The organism is Mycobacterium nebraskense (genome assembly GCF_002102255.1).
Taxonomy (GTDB): Bacteria; Actinomycetota; Actinomycetes; order Mycobacteriales; family Mycobacteriaceae; genus Mycobacterium; species Mycobacterium nebraskense.
Genome location: NZ_LQPH01000086.1, coordinates 89,684 through 108,983 on the forward strand (window position 1 = coordinate 89,684; position 19,300 = coordinate 108,983).

General features: G+C 65.6%; 21 protein-coding genes. 13 read left to right on the top strand and 8 right to left on the bottom strand.

Annotated features, from left to right (window positions below; translation table 11 throughout):
- Nucleotide 1 precedes the first annotated feature (1 nt).
- The 8 genes from AWC17_RS09830 (at nt 2) to AWC17_RS09865 (ending at nt 7,381) form a co-directional block, all read left to right on the top strand.
- Nucleotides 2–1,201, top strand: a complete 1,200-nt coding sequence (locus AWC17_RS09830; RefSeq protein WP_047322065.1) for a thiolase C-terminal domain-containing protein — start codon at nt 2–4, stop codon at nt 1,199–1,201.
- Nucleotides 1,198–1,647, top strand: coding sequence for a Zn-ribbon domain-containing OB-fold protein (locus tag AWC17_RS09835; protein ID WP_047322064.1), 450 nt, complete (start codon nt 1,198–1,200; stop codon nt 1,645–1,647). Before AWC17_RS09830 ends, AWC17_RS09835 begins: the two co-directional genes overlap by 4 nt.
- Nucleotides 1,648–1,651: 4 nt before the next feature.
- Nucleotides 1,652–1,861: a hypothetical protein gene (locus AWC17_RS09840; protein WP_047322063.1), complete on the top strand. Its 210-nt coding sequence runs from the start codon at nt 1,652–1,654 to the stop codon at nt 1,859–1,861.
- A gap of 20 nt (nt 1,862–1,881) precedes the next feature.
- Complete coding sequence (locus AWC17_RS09845; protein ID WP_047322062.1) at nt 1,882–2,697, top strand: mycofactocin-coupled SDR family oxidoreductase; 816 nt, start codon at nt 1,882–1,884, stop codon at nt 2,695–2,697.
- Nucleotides 2,698–2,922: 225 nt separating this feature from the next.
- Nucleotides 2,923–4,080: a cytochrome P450 gene (locus AWC17_RS09850; RefSeq protein WP_047322061.1), complete on the top strand. Its 1,158-nt coding sequence runs from the start codon at nt 2,923–2,925 to the stop codon at nt 4,078–4,080.
- Between the two features lie 25 nt (nt 4,081–4,105).
- On the top strand, nt 4,106–4,945 hold the full coding sequence (locus AWC17_RS09855) for an NAD(P)-dependent oxidoreductase (RefSeq protein ID WP_047322060.1): 840 nt from the start codon (nt 4,106–4,108) through the stop codon (nt 4,943–4,945).
- Complete coding sequence (locus tag AWC17_RS09860; RefSeq protein ID WP_014379538.1) at nt 4,942–5,763, top strand: mycofactocin-coupled SDR family oxidoreductase; 822 nt, start codon at nt 4,942–4,944, stop codon at nt 5,761–5,763. The genes AWC17_RS09855 and AWC17_RS09860 overlap by 4 nt, the downstream gene beginning before the upstream one ends.
- A 16-nt stretch (nt 5,764–5,779) precedes the next feature.
- Nucleotides 5,780–7,381: an AMP-binding protein gene (locus AWC17_RS09865; protein ID WP_047322059.1), complete on the top strand. Its 1,602-nt coding sequence runs from the start codon at nt 5,780–5,782 to the stop codon at nt 7,379–7,381.
- On the opposite strand, the gene AWC17_RS09870 is transcribed toward AWC17_RS09865, so the two are convergent.
- From AWC17_RS09870 to AWC17_RS09890, 5 genes are read right to left on the bottom strand one after another with little or no spacing between them, the layout of a single operon-like run.
- Nucleotides 7,378–7,968, bottom strand: a complete 591-nt coding sequence (locus AWC17_RS09870; protein ID WP_009953854.1) for a nuclear transport factor 2 family protein — start codon at nt 7,966–7,968, stop codon at nt 7,378–7,380. The two genes, AWC17_RS09865 and AWC17_RS09870, sit on opposite strands and share 4 nt — an antisense overlap.
- On the bottom strand, nt 7,965–8,888 hold the full coding sequence (locus AWC17_RS09875) for an SDR family NAD(P)-dependent oxidoreductase (RefSeq protein ID WP_009953855.1): 924 nt from the start codon (nt 8,886–8,888) through the stop codon (nt 7,965–7,967). The genes AWC17_RS09870 and AWC17_RS09875 overlap by 4 nt, the downstream gene beginning before the upstream one ends.
- Entirely contained in the window at nt 8,885–9,319 is a 435-nt protein-coding gene (locus AWC17_RS09880) for a Zn-ribbon domain-containing OB-fold protein (protein WP_009953857.1), read from the bottom strand. The genes AWC17_RS09875 and AWC17_RS09880 overlap by 4 nt, the downstream gene beginning before the upstream one ends.
- Nucleotides 9,313–10,116 carry an enoyl-CoA hydratase/isomerase family protein gene (locus AWC17_RS09885; RefSeq protein ID WP_014379541.1) on the bottom strand — a complete coding sequence of 268 codons (804 nt, stop codon included), beginning with the start codon at nt 10,114–10,116 and terminating at the stop codon, nt 9,313–9,315. Before AWC17_RS09885 ends, AWC17_RS09880 begins: the two co-directional genes overlap by 7 nt.
- Entirely contained in the window at nt 10,113–11,387 is a 1,275-nt protein-coding gene (locus AWC17_RS09890) for a cytochrome P450 (RefSeq protein WP_009953860.1), read from the bottom strand. The genes AWC17_RS09885 and AWC17_RS09890 overlap by 4 nt, the downstream gene beginning before the upstream one ends.
- A 143-nt stretch (nt 11,388–11,530) precedes the next feature.
- Here AWC17_RS09890 and AWC17_RS09895 point away from each other — a divergent pair, with 143 nt between their 5' ends.
- Nucleotides 11,531–12,613, top strand: a complete 1,083-nt coding sequence (locus AWC17_RS09895) for a Gfo/Idh/MocA family protein (RefSeq protein ID WP_009953861.1) — start codon at nt 11,531–11,533, stop codon at nt 12,611–12,613.
- A gap of 184 nt (nt 12,614–12,797) precedes the next feature.
- On the top strand, nt 12,798–13,301 hold the full coding sequence (locus AWC17_RS09900; RefSeq protein WP_011724946.1) for a cupin domain-containing protein: 504 nt from the start codon (nt 12,798–12,800) through the stop codon (nt 13,299–13,301).
- Nucleotides 13,302–13,331: 30 nt separating this feature from the next.
- Here the strand turns inward: AWC17_RS09900 and AWC17_RS09905 are convergent, their stop codons facing one another.
- The 3 genes from AWC17_RS09905 to AWC17_RS09915 all read right to left on the bottom strand — a co-directional run bounded on the left by AWC17_RS09905 (nt 13,332) and on the right by AWC17_RS09915 (nt 16,942).
- Nucleotides 13,332–14,123 carry an SDR family oxidoreductase gene (locus tag AWC17_RS09905; protein ID WP_082147497.1) on the bottom strand — a complete coding sequence of 264 codons (792 nt, stop codon included), beginning with the start codon at nt 14,121–14,123 and terminating at the stop codon, nt 13,332–13,334.
- Nucleotides 14,124–14,328: 205 nt separating this feature from the next.
- Nucleotides 14,329–15,462, bottom strand: coding sequence for an NDMA-dependent alcohol dehydrogenase (locus AWC17_RS09910; RefSeq protein ID WP_009953864.1), 1,134 nt, complete (start codon nt 15,460–15,462; stop codon nt 14,329–14,331).
- A 16-nt stretch (nt 15,463–15,478) separates the two neighbouring features.
- Nucleotides 15,479–16,942, bottom strand: a complete 1,464-nt coding sequence (locus AWC17_RS09915) for an aldehyde dehydrogenase (RefSeq protein WP_011724948.1) — start codon at nt 16,940–16,942, stop codon at nt 15,479–15,481.
- Between the two features lie 78 nt (nt 16,943–17,020).
- Here AWC17_RS09915 and AWC17_RS09920 point away from each other — a divergent pair, with 78 nt between their 5' ends.
- From AWC17_RS09920 to AWC17_RS09930, 3 genes are read left to right on the top strand one after another with little or no spacing between them, the layout of a single operon-like run.
- The gene (locus tag AWC17_RS09920; RefSeq protein ID WP_009953866.1) at nt 17,021–17,455 is read left to right on the top strand and encodes an FAS1-like dehydratase domain-containing protein; all 435 of its coding nucleotides are present in this window, start codon (nt 17,021–17,023) and stop codon (nt 17,453–17,455) included.
- Nucleotides 17,452–17,937 (top strand): MaoC/PaaZ C-terminal domain-containing protein, encoded by a 486-nt coding sequence (locus tag AWC17_RS09925; protein WP_009953867.1) that lies wholly within the window; start codon nt 17,452–17,454, stop codon nt 17,935–17,937. The genes AWC17_RS09920 and AWC17_RS09925 overlap by 4 nt, the downstream gene beginning before the upstream one ends.
- A 12-nt stretch (nt 17,938–17,949) precedes the next feature.
- Complete coding sequence (locus AWC17_RS09930; RefSeq protein ID WP_011724949.1) at nt 17,950–19,290, top strand: TetR/AcrR family transcriptional regulator; 1,341 nt, start codon at nt 17,950–17,952, stop codon at nt 19,288–19,290.
- Nucleotides 19,291–19,300 lie beyond the last annotated feature (10 nt).

The window sequence follows — 19,300 nt, forward strand, 5'->3', positions numbered from 1 at the left end:
CGTGGCTACTTCGTCTGGACTGCGCGACGTTGCGATTGTGGGTGTCGGTGCCACGCCCTATTACAAGCGCGGCGGGTCATTACCGAAGTCGATCACCGAGTTGGCCGGCGAGGCCATCCTGGCGGCGTGCGAGGACGCCGGCCTTCCCGTCACCGACGTCGACGGGTTCGCCTACTACTCAGGCGCCAGCGCGGGCTACACGGAGAAGATGGACACCGCCGACTTCATGGAAACGCTTGGCATTCCGGAAGTCCGGTTCACCGCCGCACTGACCTCCGGCGGCGGCGGCTCCGCGGGCGCGATCGGCCTGGCGCGGGCGGCCATCGTCGCCGGGGACGCCTCGGTGGTGGTGACGGTGATGGCGCTGCAACAGTCCAAACAACGCCTGGGCTCGGTGTTTTCGGCCATGGACCCCGATCCGATCAACTCGTTCCTCCAACCATCCGGCCTGTTCGGGCCCGGTCAGTTGATGTCGGTGCTGGCGCGCAGGCACATGCACCTCTACGGCACGCGCCGCGAGGCGTTCGCCGAGATCGCACTCTCCACGCGGGCCAACGCGTTGAATCGCCCAAAGGCCATGCATCGCCAACCGCTGACGTTGGACGACTACTTCAATGCGCGGATGATCGCAGAACCTTTGTGTCTCTACGACTTCTGTCAAGAGACCGACGGCGCCGTCGCAGTCATCACCACCAGCATGGACAGGGCCAGGGATCTGCGGCAACCGCCGGTGCCGGTGGTTGCCGCCGCCCACGGCGGCGTCCGCGACTGGGGCAGGGCGTTCGCCTGGATGGGCATGCCCGACGAATACTTCGCCTCCTCGGGCAATGCGCCCATCGCCAAGCGGCTCTACGAGCAGGCCGCTATCAGCGCCGCCGACATCGACGTCGCCCTGCTCTATGACCACTTCAGCCCGATGGTGCTCATGCAACTCGAGGACTACGGATTCTGCGGCAAGGGGGAGGGCGGCGCGTTCGTCGAAAGCGGAGCGATTCGCTACGACGGTGGCTCGATTCCGGTCAACACCCACGGCGGTCAGCTCTCCGAAGCCTACATCATCGGGATGACCCACATCATGGAAGGAGTCGAGCAGATGCGCGGCACCGCCATCAACCAGGTCCGCGACGCCGAACTCGCTCTGGTCACCGGCGGGCCGGCAAGCCTGCCCGTGAGCGGGCTGATTCTGGGACGCGCCGCATGAGCACCGCCGCGGTCACCCTGGCCACCACCATCCCGGGCGAACACGTGCGGATCGCGGTCAACAAGGACACCGAGCCGTTCTGGATCGCCGCGAAGGAGCGGCGGTTGGTGGCCCCGCAGTGCGGCGACTGTCAGACCTTCCGGCTGCCCCCGACACCGTTCTGCCCCAATTGCCAATCAAACGCGGTGAACTGGGTCGAACTCAGCGGCCAGGCGGTCGTCTACAGCTTCGCCGTCGTGCACGGCTTCCCGGGTATGCCCGATCTGTTGTTGGTGCCCGCGGTCCTCGACCTGCCCGACGCGCCCGGTGCGCGACTGGTCTCCAACATCGTCGACGTCGCACCCGCTGACGTCACGATAGGAATGCCTGTCCACGTTGACTTCTCGCCGATCGCCGACGGCTGGCTGCTGCCTGTCTTTCGCGTCGGCGCTCGGGGCGAGGAGTAACGCCGTGTCCGATGACAGCGCTCTCCACGAAAAGCCCCTGGAGTTCCTCAGCAGCATTGCCAACACCGGCGGATCGTGTGACGGTCAGGCGATCCTGCCCGTCAATGGTCATTTCCGTTGTACGTGCTCGTGCGGTGACTGGGACGTCGACGTCGACGATCCGCAGGAAGGCCTGCGGCAAGCCCGCATTCACACGGGCAGCGTGACTGGATAGATGCTGAGGAGCAAAGGCCCATGGGTAATCTGAACGGCAAAGTCGCCTTCATCACCGGAGCGGCCCGCGGCCAGGGTCGCGCACATGCGGTCCGACTTGCGGCGGACGGCGCGGACATCATCGCACTCGACATCTGCCGCGATATCGACTCCATCGACTATCCCAACGCCAGTCCGGAGGATCTCGACGAGACCGTCAAGCTCGTCGAGAAGGAAGGTAGACGCGTCGTGGCCCGGCAGGCCGACGTGCGTGACGCCGACGCCGTCGAGCAGGTGGTGGCAGACGGGCTCGCCGAGTTCGGCCGCCTCGACGTCGTGATCGCAAACGCCGGCGTCATTCGACTGGGCCCTGGTGGCGACCGACGGCAGACCTTTCGCGACATCATCGATGTCAACCTCATCGGCGTGTGGAACACCGTGGAAGCGGCTATCCCATCCCTCATCGACGGTGGACGCGGCGGATCGATCGTGCTGACGTCGTCGAGTGCGGGACTCAAGGGCACCGGCACGGATCGGGCTGGCGGTCAGGCATACACCGCGGCCAAGCGCGGGCTAGTCGGATTGATGCAGGTGTGGGCGAACGAGTTCGCGCAGTACTCCATCCGCGTCAACACCATCCATCCGACCGGTGTCGCCACCGGAATGGTGATGAACGAGACCATGGGCAAGCTGCTGGAAGCCAACGACACCGCGGTCGCGGCGATGCAGAACGCGCTGCCGACCCAGATCCTGATGCCGGAGGACATCGCCAACGCGGTGGCGTTCCTGGTGTCCGAAGAGGCGAAGTTCATCACCGGCACCGCCTGGCCGCTCGACGCCGGCTTCGCCGTCCGTTGACGGTCCGGGCGGATGTCGAGGAGTATTGCGTTCGCCTCCCGACATAGTTAACCTAGTTCGACGATTCCGCTTTGGATCCGTCGTAGCAATCCGCGCTAGATTGACAGTGGACTGTCGTAATATGCGAGCCGCGCGTGCCTGTAATCGCGCTCGTTCTCGGCGGTACGGAAGGACGTCATGATCCAGAACCAGCCAACGGCAACATGTCCCGTGAAGAATATCGAGATGAACACTCCGGAGTCGCCGGCGCTAGCGCACTTCCATCTGCTGGATGAGTGTCAGGACGAGGCCCGGCCGGTCTTCCGCAACACCGAGGCCGGCATTGATTACTGGGTGTTCACCGACAACTCCGTGATCCTGGACGGACTCCAGCACCCGGAGCTCTGGTCCAGCAGCGTCATCGTGCCGACGGAACCGGAGCCGCCGTACAAGTGGATCCCGATCATGATCGACCCGCCCGACCATGCCAAGTGGCGCCATGTGCTGGCCGAGTACTTCTCACCGGGTCGCGTCAAGGGCCTGCGCGACGCGCAGCAGAAGTTGGCCGCGGAACTGATCGACCAGGTCGCGGGCGAGGTTGGGTGCGACTTCGTTGCGCGGATCTCGCGCGTCTTCCCGTCGACGGTCTTCCTGACGATCATGGGCATGCCCGTGGAGGATCTCGAGAAGTTCCTGGCATGGGAGGACATGATCCTGCATCAGAGCGGGGTGGGTGAGGAAGTCAACGCGGCCCGGCTCGAAGGCATGACGCATGTGATGGGCTACTTCTCGGGCCTGATTCAGCAGCGGCGCGAGAACCGTGACCCGGATGCCGACGACATCGTTAGCAAGGCCATCGACTGGGCCATCGACGGCGAACCGATCAACGACCTGGAGCTGCTCAACTGCCTGCTGCTGTTGTTCATGGCCGGGCTCGACACGGTCTCCAACCAGCTGTCGTACGCAATGCTGCATCTGGCCACCCATCCGGCCGACCGCGCCCGGATCGTCGCCGAACCGCAACTCATTCCGAGGGCCGTGGAGGAACTGCTTCGGGTTTATCCGATCGTGCAGACCGCGCGAAAGGCGACCCGGGACATGGACTTCCACGGGTGCCCGGTCAAGGCGGGCGACATGGCGTCGTTCTCGCTGGCGTTCGCAGGCCGGGACGAATCGGCCTACACCAATGCCCGCACGGTCGACTTCGACCGCGGCGTCACACGTCACCTGTCCTTCGGCGGCGGCCCGCACCGGTGCTTGGGTTCGCATCTCGCCCGGCAAGAGCTGGCGGTGGTGCTGGAGGAGTGGCACAAGCGCATTCCGGATTACCAACTCGTTGGCGAGGCTATCGAGCATGGCGGTCAGGTGTTCGGCGTGGATTCACTGAACCTGACGTGGGGCTGAGGCCGTCGACCCATAGGAAAGCACAATGCCCAACACCGTCGGATTCCTCGGCGCCGGACAACTCGGCGAGCCGATGGTCAAGCGATTGCTCGGCGCCGGCCACGATGTCTCGGTGTACGCCCGCCGCGAGGAGATTCGCCGGCGTTTGGAGGCGAAAGGCGCGGTGGCGGCCGCTTCGGTGGCCGACCTCGCGCGCGGGAGCGACGTCCTCATCTCGTGCCTCTTCTCCGACGCGCAACTGCGCGAAACTGGCCTCGGCGCGGGCGGTTTCATCGCCAATGCGAAGCCGGGTGCGGTGTTCGTCTCTCACACGACCGGCACACTGTCCACCCTCGAGGCGTTGCGGGACAGTTCTGCCGCGGCGCCGATCGTCCTCGACGCGCCGGTCAGTGGCACCGTCGAGAACATCGATGCGGGCACGCTGACCGTGTTGATCGGCGGGCCGAGTGATGCCGTCGCATCGGTGACGCCGATCCTGGCCGCATATGCCGACCCGGTGGTGGCGACCGGCGCACTGGGCAGCGCGTTGGCGCTCAAGTTGATCAACAATCTTCTATTCGCAGCCAATGCTCAACTTCTCTGTGCAGCAACGCATCTGGGCGTTCGGCTAGGTGTCGACCCGAGTGTGTTGCTGTCCACCCTGCAGGTGTGCAGCGCCGGGAGCCATGTGGCCGCCCACGCCCATCGCATCGGCGGGATGGATCGTTTCGAAGAACTGGCGGGGCCGTTCCTGCGGAAGGACATCTCGGCGTGCCGTGAGGCGGCGGCCGAGGCGGGTGTGGAGCTGGGACTGTTGGGCACCGCAGTGCGCGAGGGGCCGCTGGCCCTGGACGTCGACTCGGCGACCGCAGGGTCAGACCGATGACGGGCCGGCTCGCGGGGAAGGTGGCCTTCATTACCGGCGCCGCAAGGGGACAGGGCCGTGCACACGCGGTGCGGATGGCCGAAGAAGGGGCCGACATCATCGCCGTCGACCTGGCGGGCCCATTACCTGACTCAGTGCGCTACCCGTCGGCCACCGCCGATGACTTCGCCGAGACGGTGGAGATGGTGAAAGCGACAGGTGGCCGAATCATGGCTACCGCCGCGGACATCCGCGATCTGGATGCGCTGCGGACGGCCGTCGACGAGGGCGTCGAGGCCTACGGCCGGCTGGACGTCATCGTGGCCAACGCCGGAATATGTGTCCCGGCGCCGTGGAACGAGATCACGCCCGAGTCGTTTCGCGACATCATCGACGTCAACGTGACTGGCACGTGGAACACGGTGATGGCGGGCGCGCAGCGGATCATCGACGGGGGTCGGGGCGGGTCGATCATCCTGATCAGCTCCTACGCCGGTGTCAAGGTGCAGCCCTACATGGTGCACTACACCGCTAGCAAGCATGCCGTCACAGGGATGGCCCGGGCCTTCGCCGCGGAGCTGGGCAAGCACGACATCAGGGTCAACAGCGTGCATCCCGGTCCGGTCAACACTCCGATGGGCGGTGGCGACATGATTGCCGCGCTGTTCGCCGCGATCGAGACCAACCCCACGCTGAACAACATGGGGACCCCGTTCCTGCCGCAATGGGCCTGCGAGCCGGAAGACGTTGCCGCCGCGGTGTGTTGGCTGGCCTCCGACGAGTCGCGCTATGTGACCGCCACCCGTTTGTCGGTCGACCAGGGCATGGCGCAGTTCTAGCGAATCGCCGGATCTGATGCCTTTCGACCACCGTCAGCTGCGCGACAAGTGGTATAGCGCCGGTTGGTACTCCGACCGCACCTGCCTGGACGCATTCGAAGCGGGGGCGGTCGAGCACAAGGACGTGCCGTTGACTTTCATCATCGGCGATTCGGTGTCCAGTCCGACGGTATGCGAAATCCACGACCGGGCCGTGGCGTTGGCGGCGTCGTTGCAGCGGCTGGGGGTGCGCGACGGCGACGCCGTCGCGGTACAGCTGACCAATCGTGTCGAGTGTGCAGTCGCTTATCAGGCGGTGTTGTTGTGCGGGGCAGTGCTGGTGCCGATCGTGCACATCTACGGTATGGCCGAGGTGGCCTTCGTTCTCGACCAGTCGGCTGCAAAGGTACTGATCATGCCAGAGCGGCACGGATCGATCGTGTATAGCAAAAGGCTGCAAGATCTTTCGCGGATCGACTCACTGCAGCATGTCGTCATGCTAGACGCCGAGTCGGGCGAGGGCTATCTCGCGTGGTCGCAACTGGACACATCCGCCGCCCGGTACCGGCGCCCCGCAGTGGCCGCCGACGATATCTGTCTGCTGCTGTACACATCGGGCACCGCGTCGGCGCCTAAAGGTGTACAGCACACCCACAACACGGTTCTCGCCGAGCAGAGAACCATGCCGGCGCTGCTGGCCGGTAAACCCGACGACGTGTCGCTGGTGACCTTTCCGCCGGGCCACATCGCGGGCGTCGGGTCGATGCTGCGGCCGTTGCTCAGCGGCGCCCGGACTGTCTTCATGGATGGTTGGGACCCGGCGCAGGCGGTCGAGGTGGTGCACCGTTTCGGCGTGACCTGCACTGCGGGCACACCATTTCACCTCGCGGGCATCCTTGATCTGGGTGACACCGGAGACAAGCTGGCAAGTCTGCGGGAGTTTCTGGTCGGCGCCGCACCGGTCGCCGAGGAGATCGGCCGGCGTGCTGCGCAAGCGGGGATCAGCACCTTCCGCAGTTACGGCGCCACCGAACATCCCACCGTCACCGGCGAACACGAGGGACAGCCGCAGTGGGCCCGGCTGAGTACCGATGGAAAACCGCTCCCGGGCTCAGAGATTCGCATCGTCGGGTCCGACGGCGCGGACTGCCCGATCGGGATAGATGGCGAGGTCGTCGTGCGCGGTCCCGATCAATTCGTCGGCTACCAGGATTACGCTTTGAACGCTGAGGCGTTCACTGACGACGGTTGGTTTCGCACCGGCGATCTCGGGCACCTTGACGCCCACGGCAGATTGACCATCACCGACCGGATCAAGGACGTCATCATCCGCGGTGGCGAGACCATCTCCTCGGGTCAGGTCGAAGAGGTGCTCAACGCACACCCTGCGGTCGCCGACGGTGTTGCCGTCGCAGCCCCGGATTCGCGTTACGGCGACGTGGTCGCCGCGGTCGTGGTGCTCAAACCCGGGTATGCGCTCAACCTCGACGACCTGCGGGCCCACTTCGCGGCATCCGGGCTGGCCCGGCAGAAGACCCCGGAACGTCTCGCCATCGTCGACGAGCTACCGCGCACGTCGTTGGGCAAAGTGCGCAAAGCGCAACTGCGCAGTGACCACTTCGGCGCCGCTGGGCGTTAGTGTGACCGGACCCCGAAGTCGATGTCCGCAATGCCGGAGAACGGCGTGAAGCCGGCCTTGTCCAGCCATGACGGCGCTGCCTTATGTCCCGGTTCGGGGCGTGCCCAGTCCACCCAGGAGCCCCAGTCCTCGCGGCGCAACTTCTGTTGCAGCGTTTGCGGATGTGCGTCGGCGGCCGTGGCATAGCGCTTCGCGAATTGCTTCATCTCGGCCGGAATCCAAACGTCCTCCTCGGAACGCCACTTACCGCCGCCGGCATACTCGATGAATTGATACGAGGGGAAGTCGATGGGCGCCCCGCCCGGCTCCGGGTTGTCGGCACGGTTGACCACCTTGTACGCGACGCGGGCGCCGTCGACGACGTACCAGACGAGCGGGCTGTAGACCTGCGGTGCCGCTCCCATCGTCCCCTCGAGGAACTTGGTGATCTCCGCCGGGCCGGTGAACGTTCCGTAGAAGTGGTCGAAGTACGTCGCGTCTTCGGTGAACAGGTGTGCCCAGGCGTGCCAGTCCTCGAGTACCGGCCCGGTCATGAAATACCGCCGGAACTCCCGCTCGACCTCTTCGACGTCCGCCGTGGTTTTCATCCTCCGAGCCGCAGGCCCGTGTTTCGGGTGCCGAACACGTCGGTGGCCATGATGGCGCCGAGTTTTTGTGCATCCCAGCGCTTTTCGCCATTCGAGACAGACGCGACGGGGTGCCAGCCCTTCAGGAGCTGGAGATGTTCGCCCATCGCACGGATCACTTGACCGCTGACGTGGCCGGCCTCGGGGCTGGCCAGCCAGGCCACCACCGGCGACCCCAGTGAGGGGTCCTTGGGGTCGAACTCGTCCTCCGCGCGCTCGTCGGGCTCGATCGGAGCCTGCGCGCCGGGCATGGAGGCCGACATCCGGGTGCGCCCACCCGGGCTGATCGCGTTGACGGTGGCGCCGATCGACGCCAACTCCAGGCTCAGTGTCTGGGTCAGACCGACGATTGCGGCCTTGGCCGCGCTGTAATTGGTCTGCCCGAAGTGGCCGTGCAGACCGGCGCCGGAGGTGGTGTTGATGATTCGGCCGTAGACCTTTCCGCCGGATTCCTTCGATTCCGCGCGCCACTTGCGAGCGACCGCGCGGCTGGTGAGCCAGCTACCGCGAACGTGCACCCGCATCACCAGGTCGAAATCGTCGGCGGTCATGTTCCAGATCGCCTTGTCGCGAACGATTCCTGCGTTGTTGACGACGATGTCCAGCCGCCCCAGCTGCGAGTAGGCACGCTCGACGGCGAGGTCGACCTGCTCCTCGTCGCCGACATCGCTGAAGTCGGAAACAGCGGTACCACCGCGGCTTTCGATGATCGCCACCACCTCGTCGGCCACCTTGCCGGTGCCCTCGCCGGACAGGCTGGTGCCGAGGTCGTTGACGATCACGGTGGCGCCGTGCTTGGCGAGTTCGAGAGCGTGGCCCCGGCCGATGCCGTGCCCCGCCCCGGTCACCAGGGCGACTTTGCCATCGAGCAGTCCGGTCATGGGTTCTCCTCGCTAGGTGTGAAGACTGTCAGATAGGGGCTGTCGGGATCGGTGTCGTCGACCGGGCGGAAGACGGCGGTAACCGGCATTCCGACCCGAAGGTCGTCGAAGTCCGCGCCTTCAATCGTCGTCATCAGCCGAGGGCCTTCGGTCAGTTCGACGAGCGCGGCGACATACGGCACTCGCTCCTTGAACGGCGCCAGATCATTCACGTAGACAGTCGAATACGTGTAAAGGGTTCCAGTTCCGCTGGCCTGTACGGGCGCAACGTCCTCGCTCCAGCAGAACGGGCAGAACGGGCGGGGGTAGTGATGGACCTTGCCGCACGCTGAGCATTCGGCGATCAACAATTGACCCTGCCTGGCGGCCTCCCAGTAGGGAGCGCTTGCCGCGTCGATGGTCGGAATGTCAGCGCGAGCCACCTTTACCACCCGGTGAACTCGGTCGGTCGTTTCTCCACGAACGCCTGCACGCCCTCGGTGGAGTCGTGTGAATACGACTGGATCTCCTGTGCCATTGCCTCCGCGACGAATGCACCGGAGCGGTCGGTGTCGGGTGAGTCGTTGAGCAGCCGTTTGGTGAACGCGATCGCGGAGGTCGGCGCTCCGGCCAGCCGGCCGGCGAAGTCGGCGACCGTAGCGTCGAAGTCGGCGGCGCTGACCACCCGGTTCACCAGACCCAGCGTGAATGCTTCGGTGGCTGAGAGCTTTTCGCCGAAGAACGCCATCTCCTTGGCTTTCTGCATGCCAATGCGGCGGGGCAGTAGATAACAGCCGCCGCCGTCGACAACCAGCCCACGCTTGACGAATGACTCTGCGAAGTAGGCGTTTTCGGTAGCGATCACCAGGTCGGAGGCGTACACGACGTGGGCCCCTAGGCCCGTCGCCGCACCATGCACTGCGGCAATCACCGGTTTATTGCAGTCCAGCACGCTGGCCACCAGCTTCTGGGCGCCGTTCATGATGCGCCGGGTAGGCTCCAGCACTCGCTTCTGGCCCCGCGCGCGCCGTTCGGCGAGCGATCCAACGTCGGCGCCGGAGCAGAAGTGCTTGCCGTTGGCCCGCAACACCACCACACGTACCTTCTCGTCGGCGTCGGCGGCGGCCAGTAGCGCGATGAGGGCATCGCGGTCGTCGGGACGTACCGCGTTGGCGGCTTCGGGCCGGTTCAGGGTGATCGTCAAGACGCCGTCCGCGATGTCGGACAAAACTGCTGCCTGCGTGTTCATGGTGTGTACGTGGCCTTCAGGTGTTTGATGCCGTTAACGAAGTTCGACCTCAGCATGACCGGTTCGCCCGCGGCGGTGATGTCAGGGTAGCGCGCGTAGAGCATCTGGAATGCCACGTTCAGCTCAAGCCGGGCCAGGTGCGCACCCAGGCAATAGTGCGGTCCCGGGCCGCCGAAAGCGATGTGGTTGTTGGGTTTCCGCGCGATGTCGAAGCGCTCCGGCTGGTCGAAGACCGCGGGGTCGCGGTTGGCGGCGGGATACCAGACCACAACTTTGTCGCCGGCGTTGAAGGTGTGGGTGACCTCGCCGTGGGCGTCGGTCAGCGTCACGCCGTCGCGGGTCACCGTACGGCGAAAGTGGATCACCGGGCTGGCGTATCGCAGGATCTCCTCGACCGCGGTGGACACCATGTCGTCGTAGTTCGCCAACAGTCGGTCGCGCTGCTCGGGGTGGGCGCTGAGAATGAGCAGCCCGTGGGTAAGTGCATTGCGGGTGGTCTCGTTGCCCGCGCCGATCAGCAGGATGAAGAACTTCGCCAGCTCCTGGGGTGTGAGGTTTTCTTCGTCGGAGTTGACCAGTTTGCTGATCACGTCGTCGCGGGGATGGGCGATGCGGTCCTCGGCGATGCCCTTGAGCAACTCGATGAGCTGCTCGCTGATCTCGGTGACCGCGGCTCCGATGCCCGCGACGGTCTGGTCGGGTACGTACTCGGGGTCCGAGGCGCCGAGCACGATGTTGGTCGCCCGCAGGATGAACTGTTCGTGTTCGCGTGGAACGCCGAGCATGGTGTCGATAATGCGCAGCGGCAGCAGCGTGGCGAACGAAGAGACGAAGTCGCACTCACCCGTGCGCGGCATCTCCTCGAGGATCTCGGCGGTGGTCTCTTCGACCAGGCCACGCAGCTCGGAGAGTATGCGGGGGGTGAAGCCCCGCGAGACAATCTTGCGCAGCCGCATGTGTTCGGGATCGTCCATGTCGATGATGGAGCCGCGGTATTCGCGCATCTCGGCGGTCTGGTCGAAGATCTGCGTGCCCTGCCCGGAACTGAAGTCGCCGGGGCGGCGGCTGATGTCGACGACGTCGCGGTGGGCGCCGATCGCCCAGAACCCGCGGGGCCGCGGCGAGTCGGGTCGGTTGGTGCGGACGAACACCGGGCCGCCGGCCTCGCGAAGGCGCCGGTAGAGCTCGCTCCGTTCAGCCGGACGCTCCTGCCACCACCGCAGATCGATCAGTGGTGCGAACTGCTGCTCGTCGGTGTCGATCGCGCTCACAGCACCCGATTCTGGCACCCATGTCACTTATAGGCAATGCCGGGGTGCTAGATCAGATCGGGCAATGTCTCAATATTTGTTCGCTCGCGGCACGAGTTATCTAACGTTAGTGTCACTGCAAACGGAGGAACGGAGAAGAGCACATGACTTTACGGGTCGGCATCATCGGCGTCGGGTGGGGCGCACGTGTGCAGGTGCCCGGTTTCCGGGCGGCGAAGGGCTTCGAGCCCGTCGCGCTCTGTGCGCGTACACCCGATCGGCTGGAGCGTGCGGCGGCCAAACTGGGCATCGAACAGACCTCCACCGATTGGCAGTCTTTCGTTACCCGCGACGACCTAGACGTCATCTCGGTCGCGACTCCCACCGTGCTGCACCACGAAATGACGATCGCCGCACTGGCGGCGGGTAAGCCGGTGTTGTGCGAGAAGCCGCTGGCGGGCGACCTCGAAGCGGCCCGCCACATGGTGCGTGCTGCGACCGATTCCAAGCTGCCCACCGCCTGCTGTTTCGAAAACCGGTGGAACCCGGACTGGTTGGCAGTCGCCGACAAGGTGCGCTCGGGCTTTCTCGGTTCGCAGTACCTCGCCCGGGTCAGTCGCAGCGCGTCGTATTGGCATCCGAGTCATCCACTGCAGGCACATTGGATGTACGACCGCGAGCAGGGCGGCGGCTATCTGGCCGGCATGCTGGTGCACGATCTGGACTTCCTGACCAGCCTGCTCGGCCGCCCGGTGTCGGTGTGCGCGGAGGTGCGCACCAGCGATCCTGTCCGCGAACTGCCCGACGGGGGGACCCTACCGGTCACCGCCGATGACACCGCGGCACTGCTGATGCGTATGGAGTCGGGGGTGACCGTCATTTTGAGCCTCTCCGTTATGGGCGCCCACGCCGATCACTACCGCCTCGAATTGTTCGGCTCCGATGGCACCATCATCGGCGACGGCGACTTGCGTTCCGCGGCATACAGCCTCGGCGCCGCCACCGATGCGGGATTGAGTCCCCTGACGGTGGATGAACGCGAGCCCGCGCACCCCGAGCGGTTGCCCGGGGGCCTGGCGGGTCACGCCAGCAGGGCTATGGCGCTGATGCTGCAGGACTGGCTGCCCGCGTTCGACGGTGGTCCCAGCGGCGCGGCTACCTTCGAGGACGGGCTGTTGTCGCTCGCGGTGATCGACGCCGCGCACCGCTCCGCCGAAGGCGGAGGGTGGGAGCAGGTGCAGGTTTGAGATGTGCGACTAAAAATAGGCTTCACCTCGACGGTGGCGCGACCCGAATGAACTGCGTCAAGAGTGAACAACGGCGCGGCTTGCAACGTCGTGATCGCCTGCCGTTGGCTCCGACGATGTGATTGATCGTCAAGCGCAGAGGGCTGTAGTCGGGACGTAATCAGTAGCGGAAGGGAAGTGCCCAATGAGAGGCGGACCGTCGATCAAGCATCTCGACGACGTACCGGCTGAGGAGATGCTGCGTTATGAGTTCGCAGATGGCCGTACGGCGTCGATATGGGAGAAGTGGATTGAGCTGTCTCCCCGGTACTTCGCGTTCTGGAACAAGTGGGACCCGGGGGCCATCTCCTCGCAGCACGGTCACACCGGCGATCACAGCAATTTCATCCTGGCCGGCGAGATCCGCTGCGGCGACGTGGTCGCCCGCGCAGGCACGCACATCATGCTTGAGTGGGGGGACGTATTCGGACCTTGGGAGGCCGGCCCGCAGGGGTGTGAACTGTATGGGTTCATCGCCGGTGAGGGACAACCGTTCGGCGGCGATACCGCCGCGTACGAGGCACTGCTCGAGGCGCGTGGCGCCCGGTCGGTACCGTTACCGATGCCAAAAAATCTACCGCCGTGGATACGTGCCAAACTGGGTGCCTCATTCACCTCATCGATTACCAACTGGGTGGCGTCGACCTGAGCCGCGCGGGTGTAGCGCCCGGTCGTCGGGTTAGTTGAGGGACGAGCCGGCATCAACCGTCACGTGCCGGCCGGTTATCGCTCGCGATTCGTCCGCCGCCAAGAATGCCACCGCGGCGGACGCATCCGTGTCAGCCCAGGTCGTAACAGGCCATGACATGGTGGAAAGCGACGCCGCGCCAACGCGATCAACGTCGAGCATGACGGGCCGATACAGCCGTCCGGCGTAGCCAGAGTCGTAGCCGTTCTCCGAACCGCTGGCGGTATTCACCCGAATACCAAGTGGCGCAAGCTGTTTAGCTAGCATCTGCACATACTGCGAAACCATCGACTGCGCGAGTTCATACGCCGCCCCGCTGGGTCCCTGCGGCCGATCGTGGAGAGGTCCTTGCGCCGACGATGAGGGACCAGAAGCGATAAGGGACGCGCCTTCGCTCAATCGTGGCATCGCGGCGCTGAAAGTGTTTACCACGCCGAGAAAGTCGACGTCGAACGTATCGATGAAGGCCGCGATCGGGGCTTCCGCCCGAGTTGGGGCGATGGCGGCGCTCGCGACGACGACGTCGAGCGCGCCGAGTTGCCGTACCGCGGTGTCGACTGCGATCTCCATTTCGGTTCGATCGCAGACATCGCAGCGGTACACCGCCGCTCGTCGGTCGAGCTTCTCGATCATGCAAGCGGTGCGGTCGAGGTCTTCGCTAGTGGCGAGCGGATAGTCACACGAAGGGATGTTGTCACACAGATCTACCAACATGATGTCTGCGCCTTCGCGGGCCAAACGTAGCGCGTGGCTTCGACCCCGTCCTCTGGCTGCACCGGTCACGAGCGCCACCTTGCCTGCCAGATGTCTGCTGATCATGTCGCTCCTCCCCAGAGCCATCCCGCGGTCGCGAGCGTCCCGGCAGTGTCCACGCACTTCAGCCGAGGAGATGACATCTCGCTTCCTTTCTCACGCTGCACTCGGTCGATGTGCCGCCAGATCGTCCGGTCACGTGCCCAGCGGACCTCGTATGTGAGACCGCATCGCCTCAGCCGAGTGATCCCTCGGCGGGCGGATAAATCAGTACGCCACGGATATTGGCGCCGGCGTGCATGTCGGCGTAGCCGTCGTTGACCTTCTCCAGGGGGTAGGTGCGGGTGACCATGGATTCGAGGTCCACCTGCCCGGCGCTGTACAACTCGAGGATCTTAGGGATGTCGGCACGGGGATTGCCCGAGCCGTAGAGGGTTCCGACAATCTGCTTCTCGGTCAGGGTGAGGTCCATCAGATTAGCCCGGATCTCCCGTTCCAGCATTGGGTGGATGTTGGTGACCACCAGCCGGCCACGCTTGGCCGTCATGGCCAGCGCCTGGCCGACCAGTTGGCCGTCACCGACTCCCATAGCACAGATGAACTTGTCTACGCCGCGGTTCCAGGTAGCTTCGGCAACAACGGCTTTCGCCTCGTTCCAGTCGGCCGCGGTATGAGTGGCTCCCATCTTGACCGCTTCGGCCCGTTTGTACTCCGAGGGGTCGATGACGGTGATGGTGCGGGCACCCGCGAGCCGCGCGCCCTGGACTGCCGCGGCGCCGATGCCACCGACCCCGGCGATGGCAACGGTGTCGCCCGGCCTGACGTTGGCGGCATAGACCGATGATCCCCAACCGGTGATGAAGCCGCAGCCCAGAAGACAGGCCAGGTCGAGGCGATAGTGGTCCGGGATCTTCACGCAACTGGCCTCGTGCACCACGGTGTGGTGGGCAAACGAGCCGATACCGCAGGCCAGCGCGAGGTCGTCGCCACCGAGATGGTGGCGAGCGGTGCCGTCGTGAATCTGCATGCCCGAGTAGATCTTTGCGCCGAGGTCGCACAGACTCTGGTGGCCCGTCGAGCACGACGGGCACCGTCCGCACGACGGGATGAAGCTGAACACCACGTGGTCGCCCGGCGACAGCCACGACACGTGCTCACCGACGGCCTTGACCACGCCCGCGCCCTCGTGCCCGCCGATGCAGGGCAATCGGATCGGCATGTCGCCGGTGACGAGATGGTCGTCGGAGTGACACATGCCCGAAGCGTGTAGTTCGATCAGCACCTCGGTCGCCTTCGGCGCGTCGAGCTCGATGGACTCGATGGACCAGGGTGTGTTGCGTTCGAACAAGACCGCTGCTTGAGTCTGCACTGGAATCCCTTCCGGCTCAACGGATGATGGCTTGATGCTCGACAAACCCGGCGATGCCCTCGGGGCCCCCCTCGCGGCCGATGCCGGACTGCTTGAATCCGCCGAACGGGCTGGCGAAGTCGAGCACGGCGGTCGAGTTGACGGCCACGGAACCCACCAGCAGCTGGGCCGCCACCGCCGCCGCCCGTTCCGCGTCGGCAGACCACACCGCGCCGACCAGCCCGTACCGGGAGTCGTTGGCGATGGCCACCGCCTCAGCGACGTCGTCGGCGCCGGTGTCGTCGTAGGCGATCACGACCGCGACCGGTCCGAAGACCTCTTCGCGGGCGATCTCCATGTCGTTGGTCGCGGCGACGACCGCGGGAGAGAGGAACCACCCTGGACGGTTGGGCCGCTCGCCGCCGACCAACACGGTGGCGCCGTCCTGCCGCGCGCGCCGCAGGAACCCCTCGACCCTGTCGCGCGCAGCCTCGTTGATCAGCGGACCGATATCGGTGACCCGGTCGGCGGGATCCCCGACGATCAGCTCGGCGACGGCGGCCGTCAGTGCGGCCACAAATTCGTCGTAGCGGCTGCGCGGCAACACGATTCGCGTCAGAGCGGCGCACAGCTGACCGTTGTTGCCCATCACGCCGGCGACCAAACCCGGCACCGTCGTCTCAAGCGGCGCATCGGGCAGCACGATGGCCGCGGACTTGCCGCCCAGTTCGGTGCTGCAGCGGCGGATTCGGGAGCCACACGACGCTGCGATCCTGGCACCGACGGCCGTCGAGCCGGTGAAGCTGACCTTGTCGACCCCCGGATGTTCGGTGAGCAGCTCGCCGGTTTCAGCGCCCCCGTTGACGACGTTGACGACTCCGTCGGGCAGTCCAGCTTCCTCGATCGCCTCCATCAGCACGCCGAATTCGAGCGGGGCATCGGGCGCCGGCTTGAGCACCACTGTGCACCCCGCCGCCAGGGCGGGGCCGAGCTTTAGCGCTGCGATGAACAGCGGTGTGTTCCATGGCACGATGGCGCCGACCACGCCGACGGGAAGCTGACGCACCTCGACGGTGCCGCCCGTCACCGATGGACGGGTGGTCGAGAAGGGATAGTGCGGGGTGATCGACGCGTAGGCGCGCAGCACGCCGACCGCGGTGATGACCTGACCGAAGGTGCTCCAGGATCGCGGCGAGCCGATCTCCGCGGTGGTCAGGTCGGCCAGTTCACCCTTGCGGGCGCTCAGCGCGTCGGCGAGTCGCCCCAATGCGGCACCGCGATCGGCAGGAGCGACCCGCCCCCACGACTGCAGCGCGCCGCGGGCGGCGGCGACCGCGGCGCCCACGTCGTCGGGGCCGGCAATACCGACGGTGCCCAGCAGCTCGCCGGTGGCCGGCGACGTCACATCCAGTGTTCCGGCGTGCGCGCCCGACACCCATTTGCCTGCGGCATAGCTTGCCGCCAACTCCACCATGGGCACCGATTCTGGCAGCAATGTCATCTTTGGACAAGCAGTCCATTGGCTACGAAGCGACGATTTAGTTTCAGGTCTTCACTTTTTCTGACAGTATTGGTCACTATGACTGCATCGCCCGATAACGACGCCGACGGTAATTCCGGACGGCCGTGGGACCTGGTCGTGGAGCAGGGCAAGGTCGCCGAGTTCGCTGAGGCCATGTTGTGCGACGATCCCGCCTACCGTGGTCCTGACGCGATCATCCCGCCGACATTCCTGACGACCGCAGGCCGCTGGGCCCCGGCCGGTGTCCGGGTTGACGTGGGTTTCGACCGCAAGCGCTTGCTGCACGGCGAACAGGAATACACCTTTCACTCCGCCCCGCCCGCGGCCGGTGACGTCCTGACCGCACGGGAGAGGATCGTCGACCGGTACTCGAAACCGGGCAAACGTGGGGGCACGATGCGTTTCGCCACCGTGGTTACTGAGTACCGCGACGCCGGCGGAGCGCTCGTCGCCGAGGCCAAAGCCACCTTCATCGAGACGGCCCCCCGATGAGTCCCGGCGACGGCGCAGGCGGACAGACCACGACGACCACCGCATTGCGTGTCGGCGTGCAGGCGCCGGTCCGCGAGTTCGGACCACTGACTCGGCAGATGTTCGTCCGCTACGCAGGCGCGTCCGGTGATTTCAACCCCATGCATTACGACGATCAACTCGCGCGTTCCGCCGGCTACCCTTCGGTGTTCGCCCAGGGCATGTTCTCCGCGGCGCTACTGGCCGGGTTCGCCACCGATTGGCTGGGCGCGGGCAGCGTGCGCCGTTTCGGCGTCCGCTTTCGCGAGCAGGTCTGGCCGGGCGACGTGTTGACCTGCTCGGGCACCGTGACCGCCGTGTCGGCGGAGCCTGACGCCGAACGGGTGATCGTGGAGTTGACCGCTACCCGGCAGACGGGCGGCGTCGCGATCACCGGCACCGCCGAGTTCGTCAACCCGCGGAACGCCGCTCGATGCGGCGCGGGTGACGCGGATCGGCCATAGGCTGGAAACATTATGTCCGAAGCCTCGATCGTCCGCCGGGCCAGCTACGGCCCCTCCAGCCCCGCAGTGGGCGCTCGCGGTGCCAACACCCGGGGCCGTATCGCCGAGGTCTCGCTGGAGCTATTCGGCCGGGTGGGCTACTTCGACACCTCGGTCGACGCGATAGCCAAAGCGGCAGGGGTGTCCCGGGCCACCCTGTACCAGTACTTCAAAGGCAAGGACGAGATCTTCCTGGAGCTGCTCAACGAATGCGGCAGCGCGTTGTTTCGGGTGGCGCGTCGCATCGGTCCGCTCGGCCCGGACGAGGTCGGCTTCGACAATCTGAACTGGTGGCTAGGGGAGTGGAGTTGGGTGTTCGACAAATACTCCACGATGTTCGTGCAGTGGACGGCGATCGCCTCGTCGGACACCAAGGTGCGTCCCGAAATCACCCGGTTTGTACGCGGTTATAACCACCGCCTCGCGGAGCGGCTCGCCGGCTCGGGCCTCAACGGCCTGGACCCGGAGGTCGCGGCCATGGCGATGACCGCGCTGGTGCACCGCATCAATCTGTTCGTACATACCGACCGCGCTTATGGCCGTAGCGCCAAGGATGCGGTCGACACGTTGTCGGTATTCCTGCAGCTGATGTTGTTCCCTGACACCCCACGATCGGTGCTGCGGTCACTGTCTTTGCACGCCAGCACGGATCCGGCGGCCGACATCGACGCCCTCAAGGCACCTCCGGCCCCAGACATCGCGGGGCTCTCGATCAGCGAGCGCACCACCAGCCTCAGTAAGCGCGCCGTCACCACCGTAAATGCTTTGGCCGATGCCGGCGCAGCCCAGTTCCGCGCCCGGGGCTATCGCAGCACCAGTGTCGATGACATTGTCGAGGCGGCCAACGTGGCGCGGGGCACGTTCTACAAGTACTTCAGCGACAAGCAGGATCTGCTCGCCGCCGTGGCCGCCGAAATTTACGGGGCCGGAACGGCATTCGCCCACCGGATCGCCGACGTCGACCCAGTGGCCAAGAAGTCGACGCTGCGGCACTGGCTGCGTACCTACGTCGAGTTCTACGACCGGTATTCGGGATGCATCGAAGCGTGGGTCGAAGGCGCCACCGACGACCCCACCATCGTGAGCATCGGGGAGAACGGCCAGGTGCAGATGGATATCGGCGCGGCCAGGATGCTGATCCGCGGACCGGGTCGGTATCCGTTCGACCCGGTGGTCTCCGCACTGATCCTGCGTGCGCTCGTCACCCGGGTGCCGCAGGCCGCTCTCGATCTGCCCGAACCGATTGACGCCGACGAGCTCGTCGATGTGTTAATGACTTGCATCAACCGCGGATTCTTCGGACGCGCGAAGTAGATCGAGTCCT

Bases quoted from the DNA above. Each gene is read 5' to 3' on its own strand.
- AWC17_RS09870 (WP_009953854.1), bottom strand. From the start codon at position 7,968: ATGAAAACCACGGCGGACGTCGAAGAGGTCGAGCGGGAGTTCCGGCGG.
- AWC17_RS09845 (WP_047322062.1), top strand. From the start codon at position 1,882: ATGGGTAATCTGAACGGCAAAGTCGCCTTCATCACCGGAGCGGCCCGC.
- AWC17_RS09885 (WP_014379541.1), bottom strand. From the start codon at position 10,116: ATGAACACGCAGGCAGCAGTTTTGTCCGACATCGCGGACGGCGTCTTG.
- AWC17_RS09855 (WP_047322060.1), top strand. From the start codon at position 4,106: ATGCCCAACACCGTCGGATTCCTCGGCGCCGGACAACTCGGCGAGCCG.
- AWC17_RS09850 (WP_047322061.1), top strand. From the start codon at position 2,923: ATGAACACTCCGGAGTCGCCGGCGCTAGCGCACTTCCATCTGCTGGAT.
- AWC17_RS09865 (WP_047322059.1), top strand. From the start codon at position 5,780: ATGCCTTTCGACCACCGTCAGCTGCGCGACAAGTGGTATAGCGCCGGT.
- AWC17_RS09895 (WP_009953861.1), top strand. From the start codon at position 11,531: ATGACTTTACGGGTCGGCATCATCGGCGTCGGGTGGGGCGCACGTGTG.
- AWC17_RS09915 (WP_011724948.1), bottom strand. From the start codon at position 16,942: ATGACATTGCTGCCAGAATCGGTGCCCATGGTGGAGTTGGCGGCAAGC.
- AWC17_RS09900 (WP_011724946.1), top strand. From the start codon at position 12,798: ATGAGAGGCGGACCGTCGATCAAGCATCTCGACGACGTACCGGCTGAG.
- AWC17_RS09835 (WP_047322064.1), top strand. From the start codon at position 1,198: ATGAGCACCGCCGCGGTCACCCTGGCCACCACCATCCCGGGCGAACAC.
- AWC17_RS09875 (WP_009953855.1), bottom strand. From the start codon at position 8,888: ATGACCGGACTGCTCGATGGCAAAGTCGCCCTGGTGACCGGGGCGGGG.
- AWC17_RS09860 (WP_014379538.1), top strand. From the start codon at position 4,942: ATGACGGGCCGGCTCGCGGGGAAGGTGGCCTTCATTACCGGCGCCGCA.
- AWC17_RS09920 (WP_009953866.1), top strand. From the start codon at position 17,021: ATGACTGCATCGCCCGATAACGACGCCGACGGTAATTCCGGACGGCCG.
- AWC17_RS09925 (WP_009953867.1), top strand. From the start codon at position 17,452: ATGAGTCCCGGCGACGGCGCAGGCGGACAGACCACGACGACCACCGCA.
- AWC17_RS09930 (WP_011724949.1), top strand. From the start codon at position 17,950: ATGTCCGAAGCCTCGATCGTCCGCCGGGCCAGCTACGGCCCCTCCAGC.